Source organism: Yersinia sp. 22-579, from assembly GCF_030433455.1.
GTDB lineage: Bacteria > Pseudomonadota > Gammaproteobacteria > Enterobacterales > Enterobacteriaceae > Yersinia > Yersinia enterocolitica.
In genome coordinates, this window is sequence record NZ_JAUJTZ010000001.1 from 55,054 (window position 1) to 72,974 (window position 17,921).

The following is a 17,921-nucleotide window of genomic DNA, read 5'->3' on the forward strand; positions in this document are numbered from 1 at the left end:
GATGGCAGCTAAAAAATCCACCTATGTTATCGGCTGTAAACTTCCTTGCGGCTTGTCGTTTCGGCATGACGATAAAGTCATTACCTTGGCGGGGGCTAACACCTCCGTGCTGGTGAATGGCTTTGGCATGACGAAGGATGTTCCTGCGGAAGCATGGGAAGCATTCGAAAAAAATCACGCTGACTCTAAGTTCATTAAAAACGGGATTATTTTTGCCGTTTCTGATGAGGAGTCAGCTAAAGATGCAAGCCTTGAACGAGCGAAAGTGAAGACAGGACTTGAGCAAGCATCGCAAACCACTGGCGGCGTGGAACCACAAAAAGAGGATTAAGCATGGCAATCGTGGTGTTAAATATCACGAAATTCCGCGCTATGTTCCCTGAGTTCTCCAATGTAACCGACGAACAACTCCCTTACCTGTTTGAACAGGCCACCGATTATCTTAACAACTCTGAGTTTTCATTAGTCGATGACGTCATAAAGCGCGAGCGTCTGCTCTACATGCTTATGGCGCATTTGGCATACATGCGGTTTGGTGATGATAAAGGTAACGGTGGTACGGGAATTGTTGGTCGCCTAGCATCAGCATCTGAGGGAAGCGCATCAGCTTCCTTTGATGCTGGGACGGTGGAATTTCGTTACATGTGGTACACGCAGAGCCCGTATGGCATGGATTTCTGGCAGGCAACAAAAGTCTACCGCATGGCGAAATACTATCCGGGGTGAGTTATGGCGGGAAAGATAACCGAGTTTCTGGAGCAGGTCAGCAAATCTCTGGAAGCCAAGCAAGTAAAGGTTGGCTTTGTTGATGGTTCTACCTATCCAGACGGAACAAGCGTGGCAATGGTTGCGGCAATTGATGAGTACGGAAATCCCAGCAATAACCAACCACCTCGCCCATTCTTTCGTAACGCGATAAGTGAAAAGTCTGGTGATTGGGCCGAAACGGTATCCAGGGGGATTCGCGCTGGGATTGATACCACGCAAGTTCTTGAGGTTGTGGGCGCTCAAATCAAAGGAGATGTACAGGAATCTATAGCCACCCTCATGGAGCCAAAACTTTCTGATGTAACTCTTCACATTCGTAAAACGAGAAAGGTGCTCCCTAACCAATCTGATAAGCCTTTGGTTGACACTAAAGTCATGATCGGAGATGTCAATTACGAGGTGGGAGAAATTGAACCTTCATCGGATAGTTAAGCCTGCCATTAATCGTGTAAACCCATTTATTTCTGCACTTGTTCGCCGGTCTGATGGTTTCACTAATGGTGAGGGCCGGAAACAAGCCCCTAAGTATCTCCCTGACGCGCCGGTCACCATTCAATTGCAGCCTCTATCCGCTGGTGACTTGAAGCATGTGGACGGGCTAAACATATCCGGCCTGCTCAAATCTATTCATGTTGATGGGAATTTTTACGGCGTGAACCGTGAAAAAGTGCTCGGCGGTGACATTTTTATTATTGGCAGTGAAGAATGGCTAGTTATTGAACCACTTGAGTTGTGGCCAGATTGGTGCCGATTGCTTGTCCAATTGCAGGTGACGCCATGAATGATATGACCATTGATAACGTGATTGATGTGCTGGCTGACTTTGCAGAGCCATTCATCGGTAAGTGTGAGCAAGCACAGGCTAACCGGGTTCCGATGGATAAGGGCCAGTTTTGCATTCTTACTCCTTTACGGTTCAAGCGTCACTCAACCAACCGAGAAATCAAGAAAGATACCGGTTCACCAACAACAAGCGCTATTGGTTTTACTGAGGTTAGGCAGGCCGATATTCAGGTTGATATCTACGGCGATAACGCTGGGGATAGGGCTATCGCTCTGGAGACCTTATTTCGCACTGGCTATGCATATGACCTCATTAAATCCATTGATGAGCGAGTGGCACCTCTTTACAGCTCCGAGGCGATTCAGGCTCCAATGATTAACGGAGAAAACCAGTGGCAAGAACGGTACATGGTGACCGTATCGCTACAGGTTCACATCACTATCGACGTTCCGCAGGACTACTTTGACAAAGTTCACTTCACTATCGAACAGGCTGATAAGGCGACTTCATGAGCAAAATTCCATTATCGCGTGACTTTAAAATCACGCCATCCACTGTAAACGCAGCCGGTACCGCGCTGGATGTTTACGGTCTTCTTTTATCTGATAACGAGTTGCTGCCTGTTGGTAAAGTATCAGAGTTTACCAGCGCGGCAGATGTTGGGGCTGCCCTCGGCACAACCAGTAAAGAATATCTGGCGGCCTCTCTATATATGTCCGGGTATGAAAATTCCACGGTTCGACCTGGTGCTGTTTTATTTGGTCGTTTAGTACGGGAAGATCCTGTGGCTGGTTGGCTTCTATCTGGTAGCTTCAAAGGCGTTAAAATAGCTGCGCTACAGGGAATTACTGGAACTATTACGTTAATGCTCGACGGGGCATCGAAAACCAGCACATCCATTAATCTGGCAACCGCAACAAGCTTCACTGATGCCGCGGCAGCAATCGGCACAGCATTTGGTAGCGGGGTAGAAGTTGACTGGCTGCCGGTGCAGAGTCGTTTCATTATCCGGTCAGCCACTACTGGAGCTAACAGCGAAGTATCACAGGCCGTTCCTGGTGCCGCAGCAACCGCATTGAAGTTGACCGCAGATACGGCCGCAACAGTTTCACCGGGCGCAGCTGTAACAAGCGTCACAAACACAATGGCAACGATCGTAAATCAGAACCAGGATTGGGTAATGACCGCTAGTCTGGTTGATCTCACTGATGAAGAAAAAGAAGAATTATGTGCATGGGTCAGCGCGTCAACTAACCGCTATGCCTATTCAGTGTATGACACATCGAAAGATGCAACAGTAGCCAATAATGAATCGTGCTTCGTTCAGAGCGTAGTTATTTCGAATGGCTATGAAAATGTGTTTCCTGTTTATGGTTCATATCTCTACGCAGTGCTGGCGCTGGCTTACTCAGCTTCGCTTAATTTCAACCGAACCAATGGCCGAGTATCTTACAAGTTCCGGGCATTCGCAGGTGTCGCGCCAAACGTAACGGATAACGCAACTGCTGCCGCGCTAGAGTCGAATGGCTATAACTTCTATGGTGCATACGGGCAGAACAAGACACTGGCTAACTATGTGTCGGATGGTGCTATCACAGGCAAATTTCTGTGGCTTGATAGCTTCATTAGCCAAGTATGGATTAACGCTAACCTGGTTGCTGCATTCGCTAACCTGTTCACTAATAACTCGTCATATGCGTTCAATGCCGGTGGTTATGCGTCTATATCTGCTGCTGTGATTGATGTGGCTACCAATGCGATTAACTTCGGCGCTATTCGTGCTGGCGTGACATTGGATCAAGCCCAAATCAATATAGTGAATGATGCGGTCGGAACCGATATTTCCAATGTGCTGTATACACAAGGCTGGTTCTTCTTCATCCCTCAGCAAACTGGCGCATCGCGCACTGAGCGCAGCCTTGATGGTGCAATCTTCTATTACGTCGACGGGCAGTTGATTCAAAGCATCGACATGACCTCAACAAATATCCTGTAAGGACTGAAAATGCCTATCGATATTACAAGTGCCAATTCGAAGCTGCGTATCATCGTGCCATCGTTTTACCCTGGCGGGTTTGATGTTGATGATTACGCGGCTGAAGATATGTTTGATACCGGAGCATTGCAGAACGCTGAAGACATGATGTCAGCGGATGGTAAATACCACGCTGGTTTCATCTTTAACCCCACCGAACTAACTATTACCCTAATGGCAACGTCTAACGCCGCACAGCTCATTGGGGACTGGTACGCAGCCGAGCGAACCGCGGTAGCGAAGTTTGCTTGTAATGCAGTGCTTACCATTCCAGCGCTTAACATCAAGTATAACTTTGTGAATGGCGTGCTTTATACGTGGACCCCAGCACCTCCGGGCAAGCGGGTATTACAACCACGGCCCGCGATATTCCACTTTGAATCCTGCACACCGAGCGCCGCATAATGTCCAGAAAACAAATCACGTATATCGTGGAAGATGAAGGCAGAGATAAGGGCAAGGAGTTCATTATCACTGAGATGTCAGCGTGGGATGCCGAAGAGCTTTCGGAAGAGATTTACCGGGCCATGGGTCATGGTGAATTCAACTCATTACCGGCTGACGTTGTGTCGATGGGGGTTGCAGGTTTGGCCACTGTAGGCATCTCTGTTCTTGCCGCTGCTCCTGCATCAGTATCGCGACCTATTTCCGATAGAATTCTATCGACAGTAGAGATTGTGATAACTAATGAAGGGAAAGATATTAACCGAGCTATCAAGCCCCTCGACTTCGAAGAAATCTCAACAATTCGGACACTGAAGGATAAGGTTTTTGAACTGAACTTTGGTTTTTTATCACTCGCCGCCAAGTAAAGTTTCCTTACCTCGAAACCCCAAATCCACCGCGAAAACTCACTTCAACGGTAAACATACCTAAGAACATATACGCCGTTATATGCTCAGGAAAGGCCACGTATGCAGAATTGCAGAACGACCTATCTGTGAGGGATATGTTTAATCTGCTGGAAGTTATCGCGGTGGAAGCACACAACAGCGTTGCCTGGCGGCAGCATATGGAGAAACCAAGGTGATTATAGAAGAACTGGCATACAAAGTTACTGTAAGAACTGAGGAATTTCTCTCTGGAAAGAAAAAGGTTGAAGAGGGAGCAAAATCCCTTGGTAAGAATGTGTCAGATGCATTGGGTGATGCTGAAACCAGCACCAAGGGCATTGGCACGGAAGTTAAGAAAGTCGGTGACCAAGTGCGCCGTACTGCCGATGATACCAAGCGCCCATTTGGATTTATCAGTGGCGGGTTCTTTGGTGCGGCCAAGGGTGCCAAGGAGTTTGGCAAAGAAGGCAAGGAAGCATTGGGTAGTGTTGTCACCGGCACTGCCAAGTTCCTAGGCCTTGCACTGTCCATTGAAGGTACTCGTCGGCTGTTTACTTCGGCAACTAATAGCCTTGTTGATTTAGGCAATGCATCAAAGTTCCTAGACCTAGATCCTAAAGAGGTTGATGGTTGGAAGAAAGGTGCTGAATCGGTAGGGAGTTCTGCTGAGGCAATAACCAGTGCATTAGTGAAGTTAAAAAACACCAAAAACTGGTCAGTATCGGGCATGGGAGCACCGGACGATTCTACCCAAGCAATATTACAACTAGGCTCACAAGTTGGGGTGGATATCATTGGGGCCAAAGACCCAGGTGAAATGTTTAAAAAGGTTGAAGAGGCATTGCGTAAACTTCCCAAAGAGCAAGCGGCGACCTATATTCAGCGTCTTGGATATGACACATCATTGCTACCATCAATCCTTGATGGCTCTCTTGACCAAAAACAGGGTAAGTTTCAAGGTACTTCAAACAATACTGAACAGATGATTAAGCAGGCTCTGGAAGTAAAAGAGGTTATGGTGAAGCTAGACCAGACCACTGAGAGCTTGGGCAATAATCTGGTTAAGGTTTTTGGCCCCGATGCTGTGGCACTTATGGAAACCTTTAATCAATGGGTTACCGCAAACGGAGGTAATGTTATTGATTTCTTCAAAGATGCCGATAAGTGGGTTCGGCAATTTTCCGCAGCATTGGCTGGCAATAAAAATGCCATTCATCAGTGGGCGCAGGTATCAGACAACTTTAACCTAATATCTGGGTTTGATAAGCCAGTCGTTGATTTAGGCGGATATCTGGATAAAAAATTAAAGGGTAACTCTGCGTGGCAATGGTGGAAAGAAGTCAAGGATAAGAATATCGGGGATTTATTTTCAGGTGATAAACCAGAAGATAATAAAGATGTTGATATGGAGAAATTGCTGGATTCCGTCATGAAGACGGAAAGTGGCGGAAGACCTAACGCTGTACATCCGGTATCTGGTGCTACTGGTGCTTACCAATTTATGACTCCAGCAGCCAAAGACATGGGTTTGCGCGTGGACTCGTTTGTAGATGAACGATTAGATCCAGCGAAGTCTAGAGAAGCTGCTAGAAAGTATTTAAACCTTCTTCTCAATCGTTATGGTGGGAATAAAAAACTAGCTCTGATGGCATATAATGGCGGAATGGGTAGAATTGATAACCACCTTGCAGGTAAAGGTGAGCCGCTTAAGCCGGAAACAATAGAATACCCAGGTAAAGTTCTCGGCTATTATGAGCAAATGAGTCAATATGCATCAATGTCAGGGATGCCTTCTCAATCGCAGAGCGTAGACAACAGCCGGTCACAGGCAACCCATATAAATAATGTAAATGTTAATTCTAATCCACAATCTGTTGATGCAATACAGAAGTCAATTGAGGATCAGCTCCGTCGCAGTAGTATGACGGGGGCGTTTATTTCTGGGAATGGGTGATTGGTTAGTTTTTTGTTAGCCCGCCATTATTGTAAATGTAATATCCAGCCTGGATAGAGGCTAATATTAGACCGACACGAAGCTCTGAGCTCTTCAGGCTTTGCCCATCAAGATTAATAGAATCTTCCTTGGCATCGGCAAGTATGCCTCTTTCAATATCTTTGTATTGCATGCCGTCATGGGCTGATTTGTAGCCACTCTGACAGCCCTCAGAAATGAGGTCGATGAGGTCAAGCCTTTTTGATTCTCTCAATTTAACATCTTTTTCGTATGACTCAACTAGTGCGGAAGCTGACTTATTGCAATCAACCAATACATCGTGATTGGTTAGGCTCTTTGCTGCTAAAGATGAAGATGTAATAGATGCAATAAAAAGGAGTGTTATTAGTTTTAATTTGTTTTTCATATCAATGTCCTTATGTTTTTGATGATTTTACCCATTATTTGATGCAATAACACGCAATATGGCCCATTTTAAGCTCTTAAAATGGCATCACTGGCTTGATCAGGCAGTTACATCCAACCAGTTGTCCTGCGTGGATGCGTGTGAAAACTCCCACTTTTACACCTGATTTGATTGTGAATTTCTTACCATTAAAACTTGCATGGCTAGGGTGTTGGCAAAGATAGTCTTCGTAAATCCAGATGCCATAGACGATGCCAATTTTTATGCGTTTTTCTCTTTCAATGGCTGAGGTAGCAATCCGCCACAAAATTCTGGCAAGCTCACTAGCAGACGATTGATTAATCCCAGTCAATTCAACCAAGCTATTTTTTAATTCAAATAGATTTGCGCCATGTTTAATTACTTCACGGTAAATTCCTTTGCATCCTTTGACCTCTATAATGCTCTTTTTAATGATTTCAAAATCTTTGTCAGATGTTTTTGGTAGAAATATTTTCCCAATAATTAGGCATTCTTCCTTACTAAGGTTTGGCATGTGATCCTGTTTTAAATTGTTAAATGGTGTAAATATTCACGCACTTAGATGCACCTTTTGCTTTCTAGTTCCCTATCCAAGCCATAGTGCTGGGTTTTTTATTGGCGGTAACCATGAGCATTATAGACATAAACACCAGTGACATATTCAACGCTATTGGTGGTGGTTCTCCGTTGTCGATTATTGATAGCGTGATCCATCCATCTTACTCGATTAGAAATCACGGACAGGCAACCACGGCACTAGAATTCAGTGGTATGGCATCAATCCAGCCTAGCGCTGGGGCTAGTGTGGTTACTGCTCCCATTGAAAATGGCAAGTACCAATCTATCAATAAAGTGGTGCGTCCTGGCAGGGTTGTATGTGACGTGGTTGTATCTGGACTCACTGGATTAACTGGTTCTATACCAAATATATTCAACCTAACATTTACCAGCCAGTCAGATACTCTGACCACAATAAAAAACATGATCTCCGCAGCGGAGACGTATGATATCGACACGCCAAAGGACGTTTATGAAAGCTATGACCTTGTTGATTATAGCTACTCAGTAAATAGTAAGCGTGGGGTGTCTTTGCTTGTTGTCAGTCTGATATTTGAAGAGATTAGGCAGCAAATGGAGGTCCATCTATCAAACACTCAAGCAAAAAACACCCCCACAAAAGATGGGACTCAGAACGGCAATACTGGAGTTGGAGAGGGCGCCAATAACGGAGATTCGTCACCATCAAAAATTGACGAACTTCAAAAGTCATGGACTAACTTGAAAAAAGCAGTTGGTGATACGGTAGATGATGTAACTGGGGCAATATCAACAGGGTTCACCTCTGCTATTGATACAGTTAAGGGGCCTCTGATTGAGGCTGCTACATCGGCTGCCGATAAAACAACCAATCTGGTTAACTCTATAAAAAGCGAGATAACATGAATGTAATCACGCTGGAAAATAAAAAATCTCAATCAATATTTATAACGCTTGAAGGTCAAAGTTGCTTAATAAGGATTATACAAAGAGATAGTTCTATATATATGGATCTCACAGTCAATGGCGACCCCATACTTCAAGGTGTTCCATGCTTATATGCAAATAAGATTGTTAGATACAAATATCTTGGGTTTAGAGGTGATTTATTTTTTCTTGATAATGAAGGTCAGTCTGACCCTCAATGGAATGGGCTTGCGGATAGATTTCCTCTTTATTTCATAACGGAGGCTGAACTTGTATAGCAAAAAAGAACTACGTTATGAGTTTGCTTTATCGAATGGCTCTTTTGATAAAGAGGGAAATGACAAAATAAGCATTGATAACGTTAAATCTTCATTTAGGGTTGGTTCGTATGGAAGTTACGGCGGCGTTCAATCAGAAATAATGATATTCGGGCTTAGTTTAGATCGCTTAGCCATGTTGTCAGGTAAAGGTATTGGGGTATGGACTCCAGCACAAGACACAAGCATTAGCGTCTACGTTGGGGTAAATAAAATATTTTCAGGTGGTATTTTCGCCAGTTACGCCAACATGAATGGTCAGCCAGAAACCGCTCTAATTATGAATGCGGTTGCTGGATTAAGCCTGAAGACTTCATCATCTAGCGCATTCTCGCAGCCTGGCGCTGTCCCTGTATCCACAATGCTTGGTGCAATCTGCAATATATTTGGATTTAAATTAAACGCTCACGGCCTTGATGGAATGATTGCTCAAAGCCCTAATTTTGCCGGTAGCCCAATGGATCAAATAAGGGACATATGCCTTGCTCATGGGTTGAGATATCAGATTTTCGATAATGTTGTAACCGTATGGCCGGAGAAGTCGGCAATAGATGATGTTGTTCCATTAGTCTCTTCAGAAAGTGGATTGATTGGCTATCCTGTGTTCTCGCAAAACGGAATAACTTTCCAAACTCAATTTTCCACATTGCTATCCCAAGGAAGAGTAATTGAGCTTGTTACATCACTACCTAATGCCAGCGGAAGATATTTATTGAATGTCGTTGAGCACTTCCTCAGTTCATGGACGGAAGGCGGCAGTTGGCACACTGTGTGCCAAGCCTCAAGAATGATGCAGGAGAATAACCAATGAATAATCCTTATTCTCAATCTCAAAATCAATCCAATGACAGTGATGCATTCGCCTCATCATTCAATAAGCTACTTAACTCAAATTACTTTATCAGACTTGCTACTGTAACCGCTGTTCGTGGTGCAGCACCTAATCTTGTGGTCGATGTATTACCACTGGTAGCAGATGTCCGTAGCAGTGATAGAACTATCATTCAGGGTTCGCAGATCTACAGCATTCCCGTTTGGAGATTACAGCGTGGTGGTAGCGCAATAATTATGGACCCAGTAGTTGGTGATATTGGGCTTATCGCAGTGAGCGATGTGGATATATCAGTGGCGCGGGCAACTCGGAAAGAATCTGTTCCTGGTAGCCTCAGAACTCACTCACAATCAGATGCTATTTACTTTGGTGGTGTGCTGAATGGTCAGCCAACACAGTTCATCGAGTTTGCAGATGGTGCGATAAATATCACGTCTCCAAATCCAGTAAACATAACTTGCTCAAAGGCCACTGTGATCGCTCCTGATGGCGTGGAATTCACGACTCCACTGGCTCACTTTTCTGGTGATATCAAAGCTGATGGGAATATCACTGATAATGCTGGTTCGCAAAGTGCATCACTGAAAACGTTACGTGATAAATACGATGGTCATAAGCACCCAGTTACTGGCGTGCAAACTGGCACCTCAACGGTAACTTCTAATGTAACGGACAGCCCAGCATGACATACAGAACATTATTGCTAGACCCCGATACGTGGGACTTAACATTAGATGGCAATGGGAGCATTGCCATTGCAGATGGTGGTTATGCTGTAGCTCAGGATGTCGCATCAGCCTGCCTGGTCTTTTCTGGTGAGTGTTATTACGACAACACCCTGGGAATTCCATGGAAAGAAGAGGTATTAGGCTCGCGCCCCTCTGCTGGCTATATCGCCAAAAAGATGGAAGGTGAAGCCAAGAAATTACCCATTGTTAGCCAAGCCATCGCTAACGTGTTTTTCGACAAGAACACACGTAAAACGCGGGGGGCCATTCTGGTGACTGATAGAGACGGAAACCAATCACAGGTAATTCTATGACAACTTTGAAAACAGCGGTTCCCGGCGTAACAATCACAGAGACTGGCTTGCTTGTTCCTGATATTGCTGACGTCCTATCAGGTAGGCTTACTGATTTTGATTCAGCCATGGGTGGCGGTGCCAGTCAGTCACTATCATCACCGCAGGGGCAAATATCGCAGTCAGACACAGAGATTATCGCCACAAACTATGATGCTTTGCTTTGTCTATTCAACCAGATGAATCCTGACTATGCTACCGGTCGATTTCAGGATGGTATAGGGAGAATCTATTTTCAGGAGCGCATATCAGCACAAGGGACCGTTGTCACAGCAACATGCAATGGAGCAGTAGAAACGCTAATCCCAACAGGAAGCACTGCGCAAGATGAGGCTGGATATATTTACCAGTCAATCAATGCTGCCACTATCGGGCCAACTGGATCCGTTGACGTTCAATTCCAAAATCAAACTACTGGCCCAATACCTTGCGGATCTGGTGAGTTAAACCAAATATATGCGACTGTTTCTGGCTGGGATGCAATCACGAATGATGCTCCTGGTGTGGTGGGTATTGATGTTGAATCCCGCGTAGCATTCGAGACTCGCCGCCGCCAGTCTGTGGCAAGAAATGGTAGTAATACTGATGCATCACTGCTTGCTGTATTGCTTGAAACTGATGGGGTTCTTGACGCCTATGTCTGGTCAAACCGGACGGCCGCAGTGGTGAACAAAGGAACAACAAACTTTCCCGTCGTTGCCCGCTCTATCTATATAGGAGTATACGGAGGAGAAGATGCTGATGTTGCAAATGCAATATTAAGCAGAAAAAACCCTGGCGCTGATCTAAACGGTAATACCCATTATTCCATTGAAGATAAAGAAAACTATAGCGCCCCATATCCGGTTTACGATATGCAGTGGGAAAAAGTTGCTCCGGTACGCATTTATTACAAAGTAGAAATAGAAACAAATGAGAACCTACCATCTGACATTTCAGCTCAAGTTAAGACGATGGTTGAACGTGTATTTAACGGAGAATATGAAGGGATAACCAAAGCAAGAATAGGTGCCAGAATTAATTCTGGTATTTATTATGCACCTATCATTTCAATTTCACCTGACTATGTGAACATCTCATCGATATCAATATCTATTGATGGATTGGCATTTACGCAATCAGTAACGCCGGGCATAGACCAGATACCCACAATTCAACAATCTGATATTGAGGTGATACTAGTGTGAGCCAAGAAGACACAATTCTAACGCAATACTCAGCCAGTAATAGAATCCTCTCCATCATCGACACATTCAATCAGGCTGTAAGCCTGGCAGATTTCACAGATGAATTTATTTTAAAGGTCTGGGATATTACGACCTGCGAAACCTTTGGACTGGATATGTGGGGGAAGGTTGTTGGAGTCTCTCGTTACATTAGAGCTGGAATAGATAATGACTGCTTTGGATTTTCGGAGGCAGATGATGGCGGTGGATATCCGGCCCCTTTTGGTGATAGTCCATTCTATGCAGGGGTGCAAGAAACTGAAACAGTAAGATTAAGCAATGAGGCTTATCGAACTCTTATTTTGTGCAAAGCATTTTCAAATATAAGTATCGCCACAATTAAAGACATCAATAAATTTCTCACCATGCTATTTCTTGGGCGTGGCCGGTCTTATTGCGTTGATTATGGTGATATGAAAATGGGGATAATTTGCGAGTTTAAATTAGAACCCTACGAAATATCAATTTTAGAAAATTATGAAGTTCTGCCAATACCAAGCGGCGTCCTTGCAATCGTCAGGCAGGTCGTATCTCCGTACTTTGGATTTGCAGATGACGCATACCCTTTCAATGATGGAACCTTTTTTAGAGATATATAAATGAATAGAACTGATGACCCAAAAAAACAACCCATCCCCTTTGGCGTAAATGGGCCAAGAGAAGATATCGGGCCGACCACACCAACCGGCGATAACTCAGCATCATATAACTCAGGGTTTCCGCCGATCACAATGCTCCTGAAAGCCGCTGGCGGGTTGCCGCCAAAAGGTCAGGACATGAATCAAATACTCTATGAGCTATCAAGTTTGGCGCGATGGACTAGCGCCGGGGCCCTGAACGTATTTGATTCAACATTTAGCTCGTCAATCTCTGGGTATCCCAAAGGGGCGGTACTGAGCAACTCAACATTCACAGGGTGCTGGCTAAATACTGTTGAAGCTAACGCAGCCAACCCAGAGAACACGGATGGGACACTTACTGGGTGGGTTCCTGCGTTCGCATATGGAACAACTGCGCTGGCTGGTTTAGCTGCTGCAAATGTCACCCTTACTGCGTTGCAGGCAGCAAACGAACGCATCACATTAGCCGGGGTGCTAACTGCAAACATTAACCTGATTTTCCCAGCATGGCGCAAGAGCTGGACTATCGTTAATAACTGCACTGGTCCCTTTACTGTTACATGCAAAACACCATCGGGTACTGGAATAGGCGTTGCGACAGGCGTAACAGCCAGAGTTATTGGGGATGGCACTAATATAACCGCCAATGAATCATCATTAACTGTGGGCGCACTCCAAAAAACAGCTAATCTATCTGATTTAACCAGCGTACCAACAGCACTTACAAATCTTGGACTCAGTGATGTGGCGCACCTGCCACAACTAACTGGCGTTATAGGCACATCGCGTAATGCGAAAATGAGCGTTACTGCTGCATCATCAACAGCAACATTCACGGCAGATGAACTGATCGTGCAAACTGCTTTGGGGGGGCTTCAGTACAAACTATCGAGCTTCAGCAAAACCATTAACCTTGCCACCACTGGTGTGGGTGGGATGGATACCGGTACTGTGCCAGCCAACGGCTTTGTTGCGTTATATGCGATTTATAACCCAACAACTCAGATATCAGCATTGCTTGCTGTGAATGCTTCATTAGTTGTTGCTCCGGAGGTGTACGGCGGCAGTAATATGCCAGCGGGCTATACGGCATCAGCGCTTGTTAGTGTTTTGCCTACCAGTTCATCTCAACTTGCTCCAGTGATTCAGCAGGGGCGAAGAGTCTCAATTGTTAGTGCAAACATGCTATCTGGTTCTGGTGCCCCGTCGTCTCTTACAGCTCTTAATATCGGTGTCATTCCAGTGAACTCAACCTTAATCAGAATGACTGTTGCCATTGGTCTTATGGCGATAGATACCACAGGAATTTTTGAAGTTTCCCCAAATTCGGCTCTGGTGGGTGCCAAGCGAATATCTATTGGTTCATCAGGAACAGGAGGGACGCTGAGCACTACGAGCTATATGGAAATGCCAATAGTGGATTATTCACATCAATTATACTGGAGAATTCAGTCTGCCAGTATTTCTTATAATCTTTCTGTAATGGGGTACGACTTCTGATGACAGACTACTATGCGAAGCTGGGGAATGATGGATATATCATCTATATGGCGCAAGGCCCGCAAGGAGATGAGGACATGGTTCTTGTCGACTTTTCAAGTGATATATACTACGAGTTTTACTACAGAATGCCTATAGCCATTAGGATTGCGCTTCCTGACTATACTGGAGAATTGCCGCCTATTTAATCTTTTGTGCCACACATTATCCATGTAATATCTTATATGGAAATAGTGGAAAAATGGATGATAAATGAGCATAGCGATTCTCATACCAACATATTCTAATCACATATCATTAAATATTCGGTTCATTAATAGTGTGATGGAAAATTGCCAGGATGATGGCATCCCAAATATATTCTTTGCAACAAGCTCCAGAGCAGAAGCTGAGGAGCTTTCTTTGCATTTCAAAGAATATGATGAAAGCGTTAGGTGTAAATTACACGCTTTTGATGTTGAATCTTCAGTTGAAGAATACAACACTTATCTTTCTAGTGCTCAGTACGACTCTGATGCAACTGTATTTTTTAGGGATGGGAGGTGTGGTTTAATAAACCTTAAGAAATTATCGGGCGTGGATCATGTTTTTTCTTTGGGATTTGAGAATGTAGTCGTACTTGATAGTGAAATACTTTTGTTTAGAGAGTCCGACTTACTGCGCTCACTTGAGAAGCTTGTAATTGATGATGTTTATAGATACAGCCTGGCTGCATACAACCATGAAATAATGACAAAAATACAAAATGACTCAATAAGAAGCGTATCTTGGTCGTTTGATTCGAGAGATCATTTTGCTAGATCTTATGGGTGGTATGAAAATCTATGCGTTTATAATAAAGATAAATTTTACCAATTCCTTGATCACCTTACTAAGGGTTGTGATTCATTCACCGATAAATTTGTGTTAGCCGCGAGCAGATTCAGAGGGGCATCTTTCGAATGGATTTCCTACATGGCTTACAGAAAATACATTCTGAATGAAAATATAAAAATGTTGTGCGTGGATGAATTAATTGAAGGAAAAATAAATGGTCATCCATGGTCAACCCCTCAAAATGAAAACTTATATCAGTATCTGACTGGAAATGAAGAAAAGGACAGTTTATTCCTTTCATCAGTTAACCCACCTTGGGTTCCATACACAGAAAACACTTACACCATAGGATTGCTAAATAAGTATCTCCCTGACAGTTGCTGCCTAATGTTTCACTTGGATAGAAAGCACCCTGGTGCTGAGGAAGAAAAAGAAGAAGTTGCCATTGAAGAAGTCATCGCTATTGAAGAGGTAAGTGCGCCTGTTCAGTTGGGAACCATTGGCAGGATTAAGCGCGTGATAAAGCGAGTCTTGTTGGGGTGAGGTGCCAAAAAGTTTTAGCTGGTTTTATTAGTGTGATGGAGGCAGGGATGCCTTTTTAGGTGGCGGCGCAGAATAACGCCGCTTGTTTTCACTTAGCGATCATTGAGTCAAGATAGTCCGCATACCATTGCATCATGCGTTTGCGATCATCAATATATTGGGCATGGTTATATACGCCTCTGATTTTACTTTTGTCCAGATGAGCAAGTTGACGCTCAACCCAATCACCTTCGAATCCATGCTCATTAAGTATTGAACTCATTTGGTGCCTGAATCCATGACCGCACGTTCGTCCCTCATAGCCAACCCTGCGGATCACCCCAAGCACGGTATTTTCGCTGATTGGCTTGGTTCTGTCATTTCGCCCAGGAAATACCAATTCAAAGTGTCCCGTTACCGGCTGCAATTGCTTGAACAGGTTAGTTACCTGGCTGGATAACGGGACTATATGTAACCGTCGCTTCTTCATTACCTCAATTGGGATAGTCCATATTCCCGAATCTAAATCCACATCACTCCATTTTGCATGGCGTAATTCTTTGGTGCGCAATCCTGTTAGCATTAATATCTGAGTAGCGGCTTTAGCTATCACGCTGCCAAAGTATGAGTTCAATGCCACAATGAAGTCTGGAACCTCAGCTTCAGTGAGGAATGGATAGTGAGTGCTATTAGGTGGCGTCATTGCCACCGTTAAATCTGGGGCCGGATTATATTCAGCCCGACCAGTAACGATCGCATATTTAAAAACCTCCCCGCACCGCCTTCTTGTTTTTCTCGCCATCTCCATAGCGCCACGCCCTTCAATTTTCCTGAGTACATCCAAAAGCATTAATGGCTTCACATCTTTTATTGGCATATGTCCTATAAAAGGAAAGACGTCACGAACAAACATGGATAGCACTAAATCACTGTAGTCTGGCGTCCATACTTTCTTTTTTGAACTATGCCATTCTTTTGCAATTGCCTCGAAAGTGTTTTCAGCCGATATGCGTTGTGAAACTTTTTTCGCTTTCTTGTCTTGAGATGGATCCACACCATCAGCAAGTAGCGATTTTGCTTCATCTCTTTTTTGACGCGCATCAGCAAGTGTTGTAGCTGGGAACAACCCAATAGTCAGTAGCTTCTCTTTCCCGTTAATGCGGTACTTGAGCCGCCATGACTTAGCTCCAGTGATAGAGACATAGAGAAACAGCCCTCCACCGTCAGACAGTTTATAGGCCTTTTCTTGCGGCTTAGCTGTTTCTACCTGCCTGGCTGATAATGGCATTGCGGGGGTATCCTATGTAGAGGTCGTTTCAATACCCCTGATACTACCCCCACTTTGTACTTAATTCACGGTTATTTGTGGTTACTTGTGGTTACGTCGATTGTTTGGAGTGGTTGCTATCAAAGGGTTTTCGGTGTGATGTGGTTATGCGAGGTAATGCTGTAGTGGTGTCCCCGACTGGAATCGAACCAGTAACTAGCCCTTAGGAGGGGCTTGTTATATCCGTTTAACTACGGGGACCTGTTCATCGACAGGGTGATTGCCGATGAAGTGTACTGCCGGAGTATTATACGCATTTTGACCCAGATAATAAGCAGTTAGCTGTCTGTTTGGTTACTCTGTCACCAACTGGTGGTGAATAATGAGTATTTGTTGGCAAAAAACATCAGACATAGCCGCAAAATACGAGCTGCTACGGGTGTGGGGGCGGTGAATCACTGTCCACTTTTTCGCTTTTTTTAGGTTGATGGGCCATATCACTACGAATCTGTGCATGACTTATTAGGGCAAAAATAAAGGTGCCGCCAATAATGTTACCTGCCAGCGTCGGGATCGCGAACGGGTAAATAAATTGCTGCCAGGGTATTGAGCCGTTAAATACTAAATAGAAGATTTCTACTGAGCCGACGACAATATGGGTCAAATCGCACAAAGCAACTAAATAAGTCATCAGGAAAATTACCCATATCTTGGCCCCACCTGCCGAGGGCATCATCCATACCATAGTGGCAATAATCCAACCGGAAAATATGCCTTTAGCAAACATTTCTCCCGCAGAACTCTCCATCACCCCTTGGGCAATAGTGACAAACGCCGCGCGTGTTGCATTATCAAATACTGGCATATGAATAAAGGAATAGGCGGCAATTGCCGTGCCGATCAGGTTGCCCAATAGCACCAGCCCCCAGAGGCGAAATAATAGAATGAAGTTTTGGCGGCTCGGTTTTTGCATTATTGGCAATACGGGTGTGACGGTATTTTCGGTAAAGAGCTGTTGGCGAGCCATAATGACAATAATAAAACCAAAGGTATAACCGATATTTTCCAGGAGAAAACTGGCCGGAGTTTCAGGCAATTTTGCATGAAAAATACCTTTGGCAATCAGGGATGCTCCCATTGAAAGCCCCGCCGCAACCGCTGACCATAATAGTGCAAAGCTGTCGCGCTCTAACTCTTTCTCTCCGTCGACACGGATAATCTCATGAATGGCCGCCGCTTTGGAGGGGAGCTTCTTTTCATTGACTTCAATTTCTTGCTTTTCATGTGGCTCATCACTTTCCACGGTTAATTCGCCCTTATCTTGAGACCGTTTTTCATTACTCATAAGGGATTCCTGATTAGTAGAGGAAAAAGGCAATAGCCAAGCCATAAGCATAGTTGCAAATTTTTATTCGCGACTTTTTGGTCATGCAGATGGAAGTAAAAGGTCAGTTGGTTTTCATGTTGTTGGTTTT

At 44.4% G+C, this 17,921-nt stretch carries 22 protein-coding genes and 1 tRNA gene; 18 read left to right on the forward strand and 5 right to left on the reverse strand.

Going from position 1 to position 17,921, the window contains the following annotated elements; genetic code table 11:
* Position 1: 1 nt before the first annotated feature.
* The 9 genes from QSV56_RS00355 (at position 2) to QSV56_RS00395 (ending at position 6,374) form a co-directional block, all read left to right on the forward strand.
* The gene (locus QSV56_RS00355; RefSeq protein WP_072083847.1) at positions 2-331 is read left to right on the forward strand and encodes a hypothetical protein; all 330 of its coding nucleotides are present in this window, start codon (positions 2-4) and stop codon (positions 329-331) included.
* Between the two features lie 2 nt (positions 332-333).
* Positions 334-726: a DUF4054 domain-containing protein gene (locus QSV56_RS00360; RefSeq protein ID WP_263697762.1), complete on the forward strand. Its 393-nt coding sequence runs from the start codon at positions 334-336 to the stop codon at positions 724-726.
* 3 nt (positions 727-729) lie between these two features.
* A complete protein-coding gene (locus tag QSV56_RS00365; RefSeq protein WP_301210144.1) occupies positions 730-1,200 on the forward strand; it encodes a hypothetical protein in 471 nt (156 codons plus the stop codon).
* Complete coding sequence (locus QSV56_RS00370) at positions 1,178-1,549, forward strand: hypothetical protein (protein WP_098057270.1); 372 nt, start codon at positions 1,178-1,180, stop codon at positions 1,547-1,549. Before QSV56_RS00365 ends, QSV56_RS00370 begins: the two co-directional genes overlap by 23 nt.
* Entirely contained in the window at positions 1,546-2,064 is a 519-nt protein-coding gene (locus QSV56_RS00375; RefSeq protein WP_301210148.1) for a hypothetical protein, read from the forward strand. Before QSV56_RS00370 ends, QSV56_RS00375 begins: the two co-directional genes overlap by 4 nt.
* On the forward strand, positions 2,061-3,548 hold the full coding sequence (locus QSV56_RS00380; protein WP_301210150.1) for a DUF3383 family protein: 1,488 nt from the start codon (positions 2,061-2,063) through the stop codon (positions 3,546-3,548). Before QSV56_RS00375 ends, QSV56_RS00380 begins: the two co-directional genes overlap by 4 nt.
* Positions 3,549-3,557: 9 nt before the next feature.
* Positions 3,558-3,992, forward strand: coding sequence for a hypothetical protein (locus tag QSV56_RS00385; RefSeq protein WP_049525852.1), 435 nt, complete (start codon positions 3,558-3,560; stop codon positions 3,990-3,992).
* Positions 3,992-4,399, forward strand: coding sequence for a hypothetical protein (locus QSV56_RS00390; RefSeq protein WP_301210154.1), 408 nt, complete (start codon positions 3,992-3,994; stop codon positions 4,397-4,399). The genes QSV56_RS00385 and QSV56_RS00390 overlap by 1 nt, the downstream gene beginning before the upstream one ends.
* A gap of 214 nt (positions 4,400-4,613) precedes the next feature.
* A complete protein-coding gene (locus QSV56_RS00395; protein WP_301210156.1) occupies positions 4,614-6,374 on the forward strand; it encodes a lytic transglycosylase domain-containing protein in 1,761 nt (586 codons plus the stop codon).
* Between the two features lie 4 nt (positions 6,375-6,378).
* Here QSV56_RS00395 and QSV56_RS00400 read toward each other — a convergent pair whose 3' ends face one another.
* The gene (locus QSV56_RS00400) at positions 6,379-6,780 is read right to left on the reverse strand and encodes a hypothetical protein (RefSeq protein ID WP_057627522.1); all 402 of its coding nucleotides are present in this window, start codon (positions 6,778-6,780) and stop codon (positions 6,379-6,381) included.
* 76 nt (positions 6,781-6,856) lie between these two features.
* Positions 6,857-7,315: a hypothetical protein gene (locus tag QSV56_RS00405; protein WP_057627520.1), complete on the reverse strand. Its 459-nt coding sequence runs from the start codon at positions 7,313-7,315 to the stop codon at positions 6,857-6,859.
* A 113-nt stretch (positions 7,316-7,428) separates the two neighbouring features.
* Here QSV56_RS00405 and QSV56_RS00410 point away from each other — a divergent pair, with 113 nt between their 5' ends.
* From QSV56_RS00410 to QSV56_RS00450, 9 genes are all read left to right on the forward strand, one after another.
* Positions 7,429-8,244 carry a hypothetical protein gene (locus QSV56_RS00410; RefSeq protein WP_301210160.1) on the forward strand — a complete coding sequence of 272 codons (816 nt, stop codon included), beginning with the start codon at positions 7,429-7,431 and terminating at the stop codon, positions 8,242-8,244.
* Complete coding sequence (locus QSV56_RS00415) at positions 8,241-8,543, forward strand: hypothetical protein (protein ID WP_050875786.1); 303 nt, start codon at positions 8,241-8,243, stop codon at positions 8,541-8,543. Before QSV56_RS00410 ends, QSV56_RS00415 begins: the two co-directional genes overlap by 4 nt.
* On the forward strand, positions 8,536-9,393 hold the full coding sequence (locus QSV56_RS00420; RefSeq protein WP_301210163.1) for a hypothetical protein: 858 nt from the start codon (positions 8,536-8,538) through the stop codon (positions 9,391-9,393). The genes QSV56_RS00415 and QSV56_RS00420 overlap by 8 nt, the downstream gene beginning before the upstream one ends.
* Entirely contained in the window at positions 9,390-10,100 is a 711-nt protein-coding gene (locus QSV56_RS00425) for a phage baseplate protein (protein ID WP_301210165.1), read from the forward strand. Before QSV56_RS00420 ends, QSV56_RS00425 begins: the two co-directional genes overlap by 4 nt.
* The gene (locus QSV56_RS00430) at positions 10,097-10,456 is read left to right on the forward strand and encodes a hypothetical protein (protein WP_301210167.1); all 360 of its coding nucleotides are present in this window, start codon (positions 10,097-10,099) and stop codon (positions 10,454-10,456) included. Before QSV56_RS00425 ends, QSV56_RS00430 begins: the two co-directional genes overlap by 4 nt.
* A complete protein-coding gene (locus QSV56_RS00435; RefSeq protein WP_301210169.1) occupies positions 10,453-11,682 on the forward strand; it encodes a baseplate J/gp47 family protein in 1,230 nt (409 codons plus the stop codon). Before QSV56_RS00430 ends, QSV56_RS00435 begins: the two co-directional genes overlap by 4 nt.
* Positions 11,679-12,320 carry a DUF2612 domain-containing protein gene (locus QSV56_RS00440; protein WP_057627508.1) on the forward strand — a complete coding sequence of 214 codons (642 nt, stop codon included), beginning with the start codon at positions 11,679-11,681 and terminating at the stop codon, positions 12,318-12,320. The genes QSV56_RS00435 and QSV56_RS00440 overlap by 4 nt, the downstream gene beginning before the upstream one ends.
* Positions 12,321-13,841: a hypothetical protein gene (locus QSV56_RS00445; protein WP_301210173.1), complete on the forward strand. Its 1,521-nt coding sequence runs from the start codon at positions 12,321-12,323 to the stop codon at positions 13,839-13,841.
* A 252-nt stretch (positions 13,842-14,093) separates the two neighbouring features.
* Positions 14,094-15,200, forward strand: coding sequence for a hypothetical protein (locus QSV56_RS00450; protein WP_301210175.1), 1,107 nt, complete (start codon positions 14,094-14,096; stop codon positions 15,198-15,200).
* 88 nt (positions 15,201-15,288) lie between these two features.
* Here the strand turns inward: QSV56_RS00450 and QSV56_RS00455 are convergent, their stop codons facing one another.
* The 3 genes from QSV56_RS00455 to QSV56_RS00465 all read right to left on the reverse strand — a co-directional run bounded on the left by QSV56_RS00455 (position 15,289) and on the right by QSV56_RS00465 (position 17,791).
* Complete coding sequence (locus QSV56_RS00455) at positions 15,289-16,467, reverse strand: tyrosine-type recombinase/integrase (RefSeq protein ID WP_145551345.1); 1,179 nt, start codon at positions 16,465-16,467, stop codon at positions 15,289-15,291.
* A 165-nt stretch (positions 16,468-16,632) separates the two neighbouring features.
* Positions 16,633-16,707, reverse strand: a tRNA-Arg gene (locus QSV56_RS00460).
* Between the two features lie 172 nt (positions 16,708-16,879).
* A complete protein-coding gene (locus QSV56_RS00465) occupies positions 16,880-17,791 on the reverse strand; it encodes a formate/nitrite transporter family protein (RefSeq protein ID WP_050322252.1) in 912 nt (303 codons plus the stop codon).
* Positions 17,792-17,921: the final 130 nt, after the last annotated feature.

Bases quoted from the DNA above. Each gene is read 5' to 3' on its own strand.
- QSV56_RS00450 (WP_301210175.1), top strand. From the start codon at position 14,094: ATGAGCATAGCGATTCTCATACCAACATATTCTAATCACATATCATTA.
- QSV56_RS00465 (WP_050322252.1), bottom strand. From the start codon at position 17,791: ATGAGTAATGAAAAACGGTCTCAAGATAAGGGCGAATTAACCGTGGAA.
- QSV56_RS00405 (WP_057627520.1), bottom strand. From the start codon at position 7,315: ATGCCAAACCTTAGTAAGGAAGAATGCCTAATTATTGGGAAAATATTT.
- QSV56_RS00385 (WP_049525852.1), top strand. From the start codon at position 3,558: ATGCCTATCGATATTACAAGTGCCAATTCGAAGCTGCGTATCATCGTG.
- QSV56_RS00380 (WP_301210150.1), top strand. From the start codon at position 2,061: ATGAGCAAAATTCCATTATCGCGTGACTTTAAAATCACGCCATCCACT.
- QSV56_RS00360 (WP_263697762.1), top strand. From the start codon at position 334: ATGGCAATCGTGGTGTTAAATATCACGAAATTCCGCGCTATGTTCCCT.
- QSV56_RS00435 (WP_301210169.1), top strand. From the start codon at position 10,453: ATGACAACTTTGAAAACAGCGGTTCCCGGCGTAACAATCACAGAGACT.
- QSV56_RS00445 (WP_301210173.1), top strand. From the start codon at position 12,321: ATGAATAGAACTGATGACCCAAAAAAACAACCCATCCCCTTTGGCGTA.
- QSV56_RS00355 (WP_072083847.1), top strand. From the start codon at position 2: ATGGCAGCTAAAAAATCCACCTATGTTATCGGCTGTAAACTTCCTTGC.
- QSV56_RS00410 (WP_301210160.1), top strand. From the start codon at position 7,429: ATGAGCATTATAGACATAAACACCAGTGACATATTCAACGCTATTGGT.
- QSV56_RS00375 (WP_301210148.1), top strand. From the start codon at position 1,546: ATGAATGATATGACCATTGATAACGTGATTGATGTGCTGGCTGACTTT.
- QSV56_RS00455 (WP_145551345.1), bottom strand. From the start codon at position 16,467: ATGCCATTATCAGCCAGGCAGGTAGAAACAGCTAAGCCGCAAGAAAAG.
- QSV56_RS00400 (WP_057627522.1), bottom strand. From the start codon at position 6,780: ATGAAAAACAAATTAAAACTAATAACACTCCTTTTTATTGCATCTATT.
- QSV56_RS00390 (WP_301210154.1), top strand. From the start codon at position 3,992: ATGTCCAGAAAACAAATCACGTATATCGTGGAAGATGAAGGCAGAGAT.
- QSV56_RS00415 (WP_050875786.1), top strand. From the start codon at position 8,241: ATGAATGTAATCACGCTGGAAAATAAAAAATCTCAATCAATATTTATA.
- QSV56_RS00425 (WP_301210165.1), top strand. From the start codon at position 9,390: ATGAATAATCCTTATTCTCAATCTCAAAATCAATCCAATGACAGTGAT.
- QSV56_RS00365 (WP_301210144.1), top strand. From the start codon at position 730: ATGGCGGGAAAGATAACCGAGTTTCTGGAGCAGGTCAGCAAATCTCTG.
- QSV56_RS00430 (WP_301210167.1), top strand. From the start codon at position 10,097: ATGACATACAGAACATTATTGCTAGACCCCGATACGTGGGACTTAACA.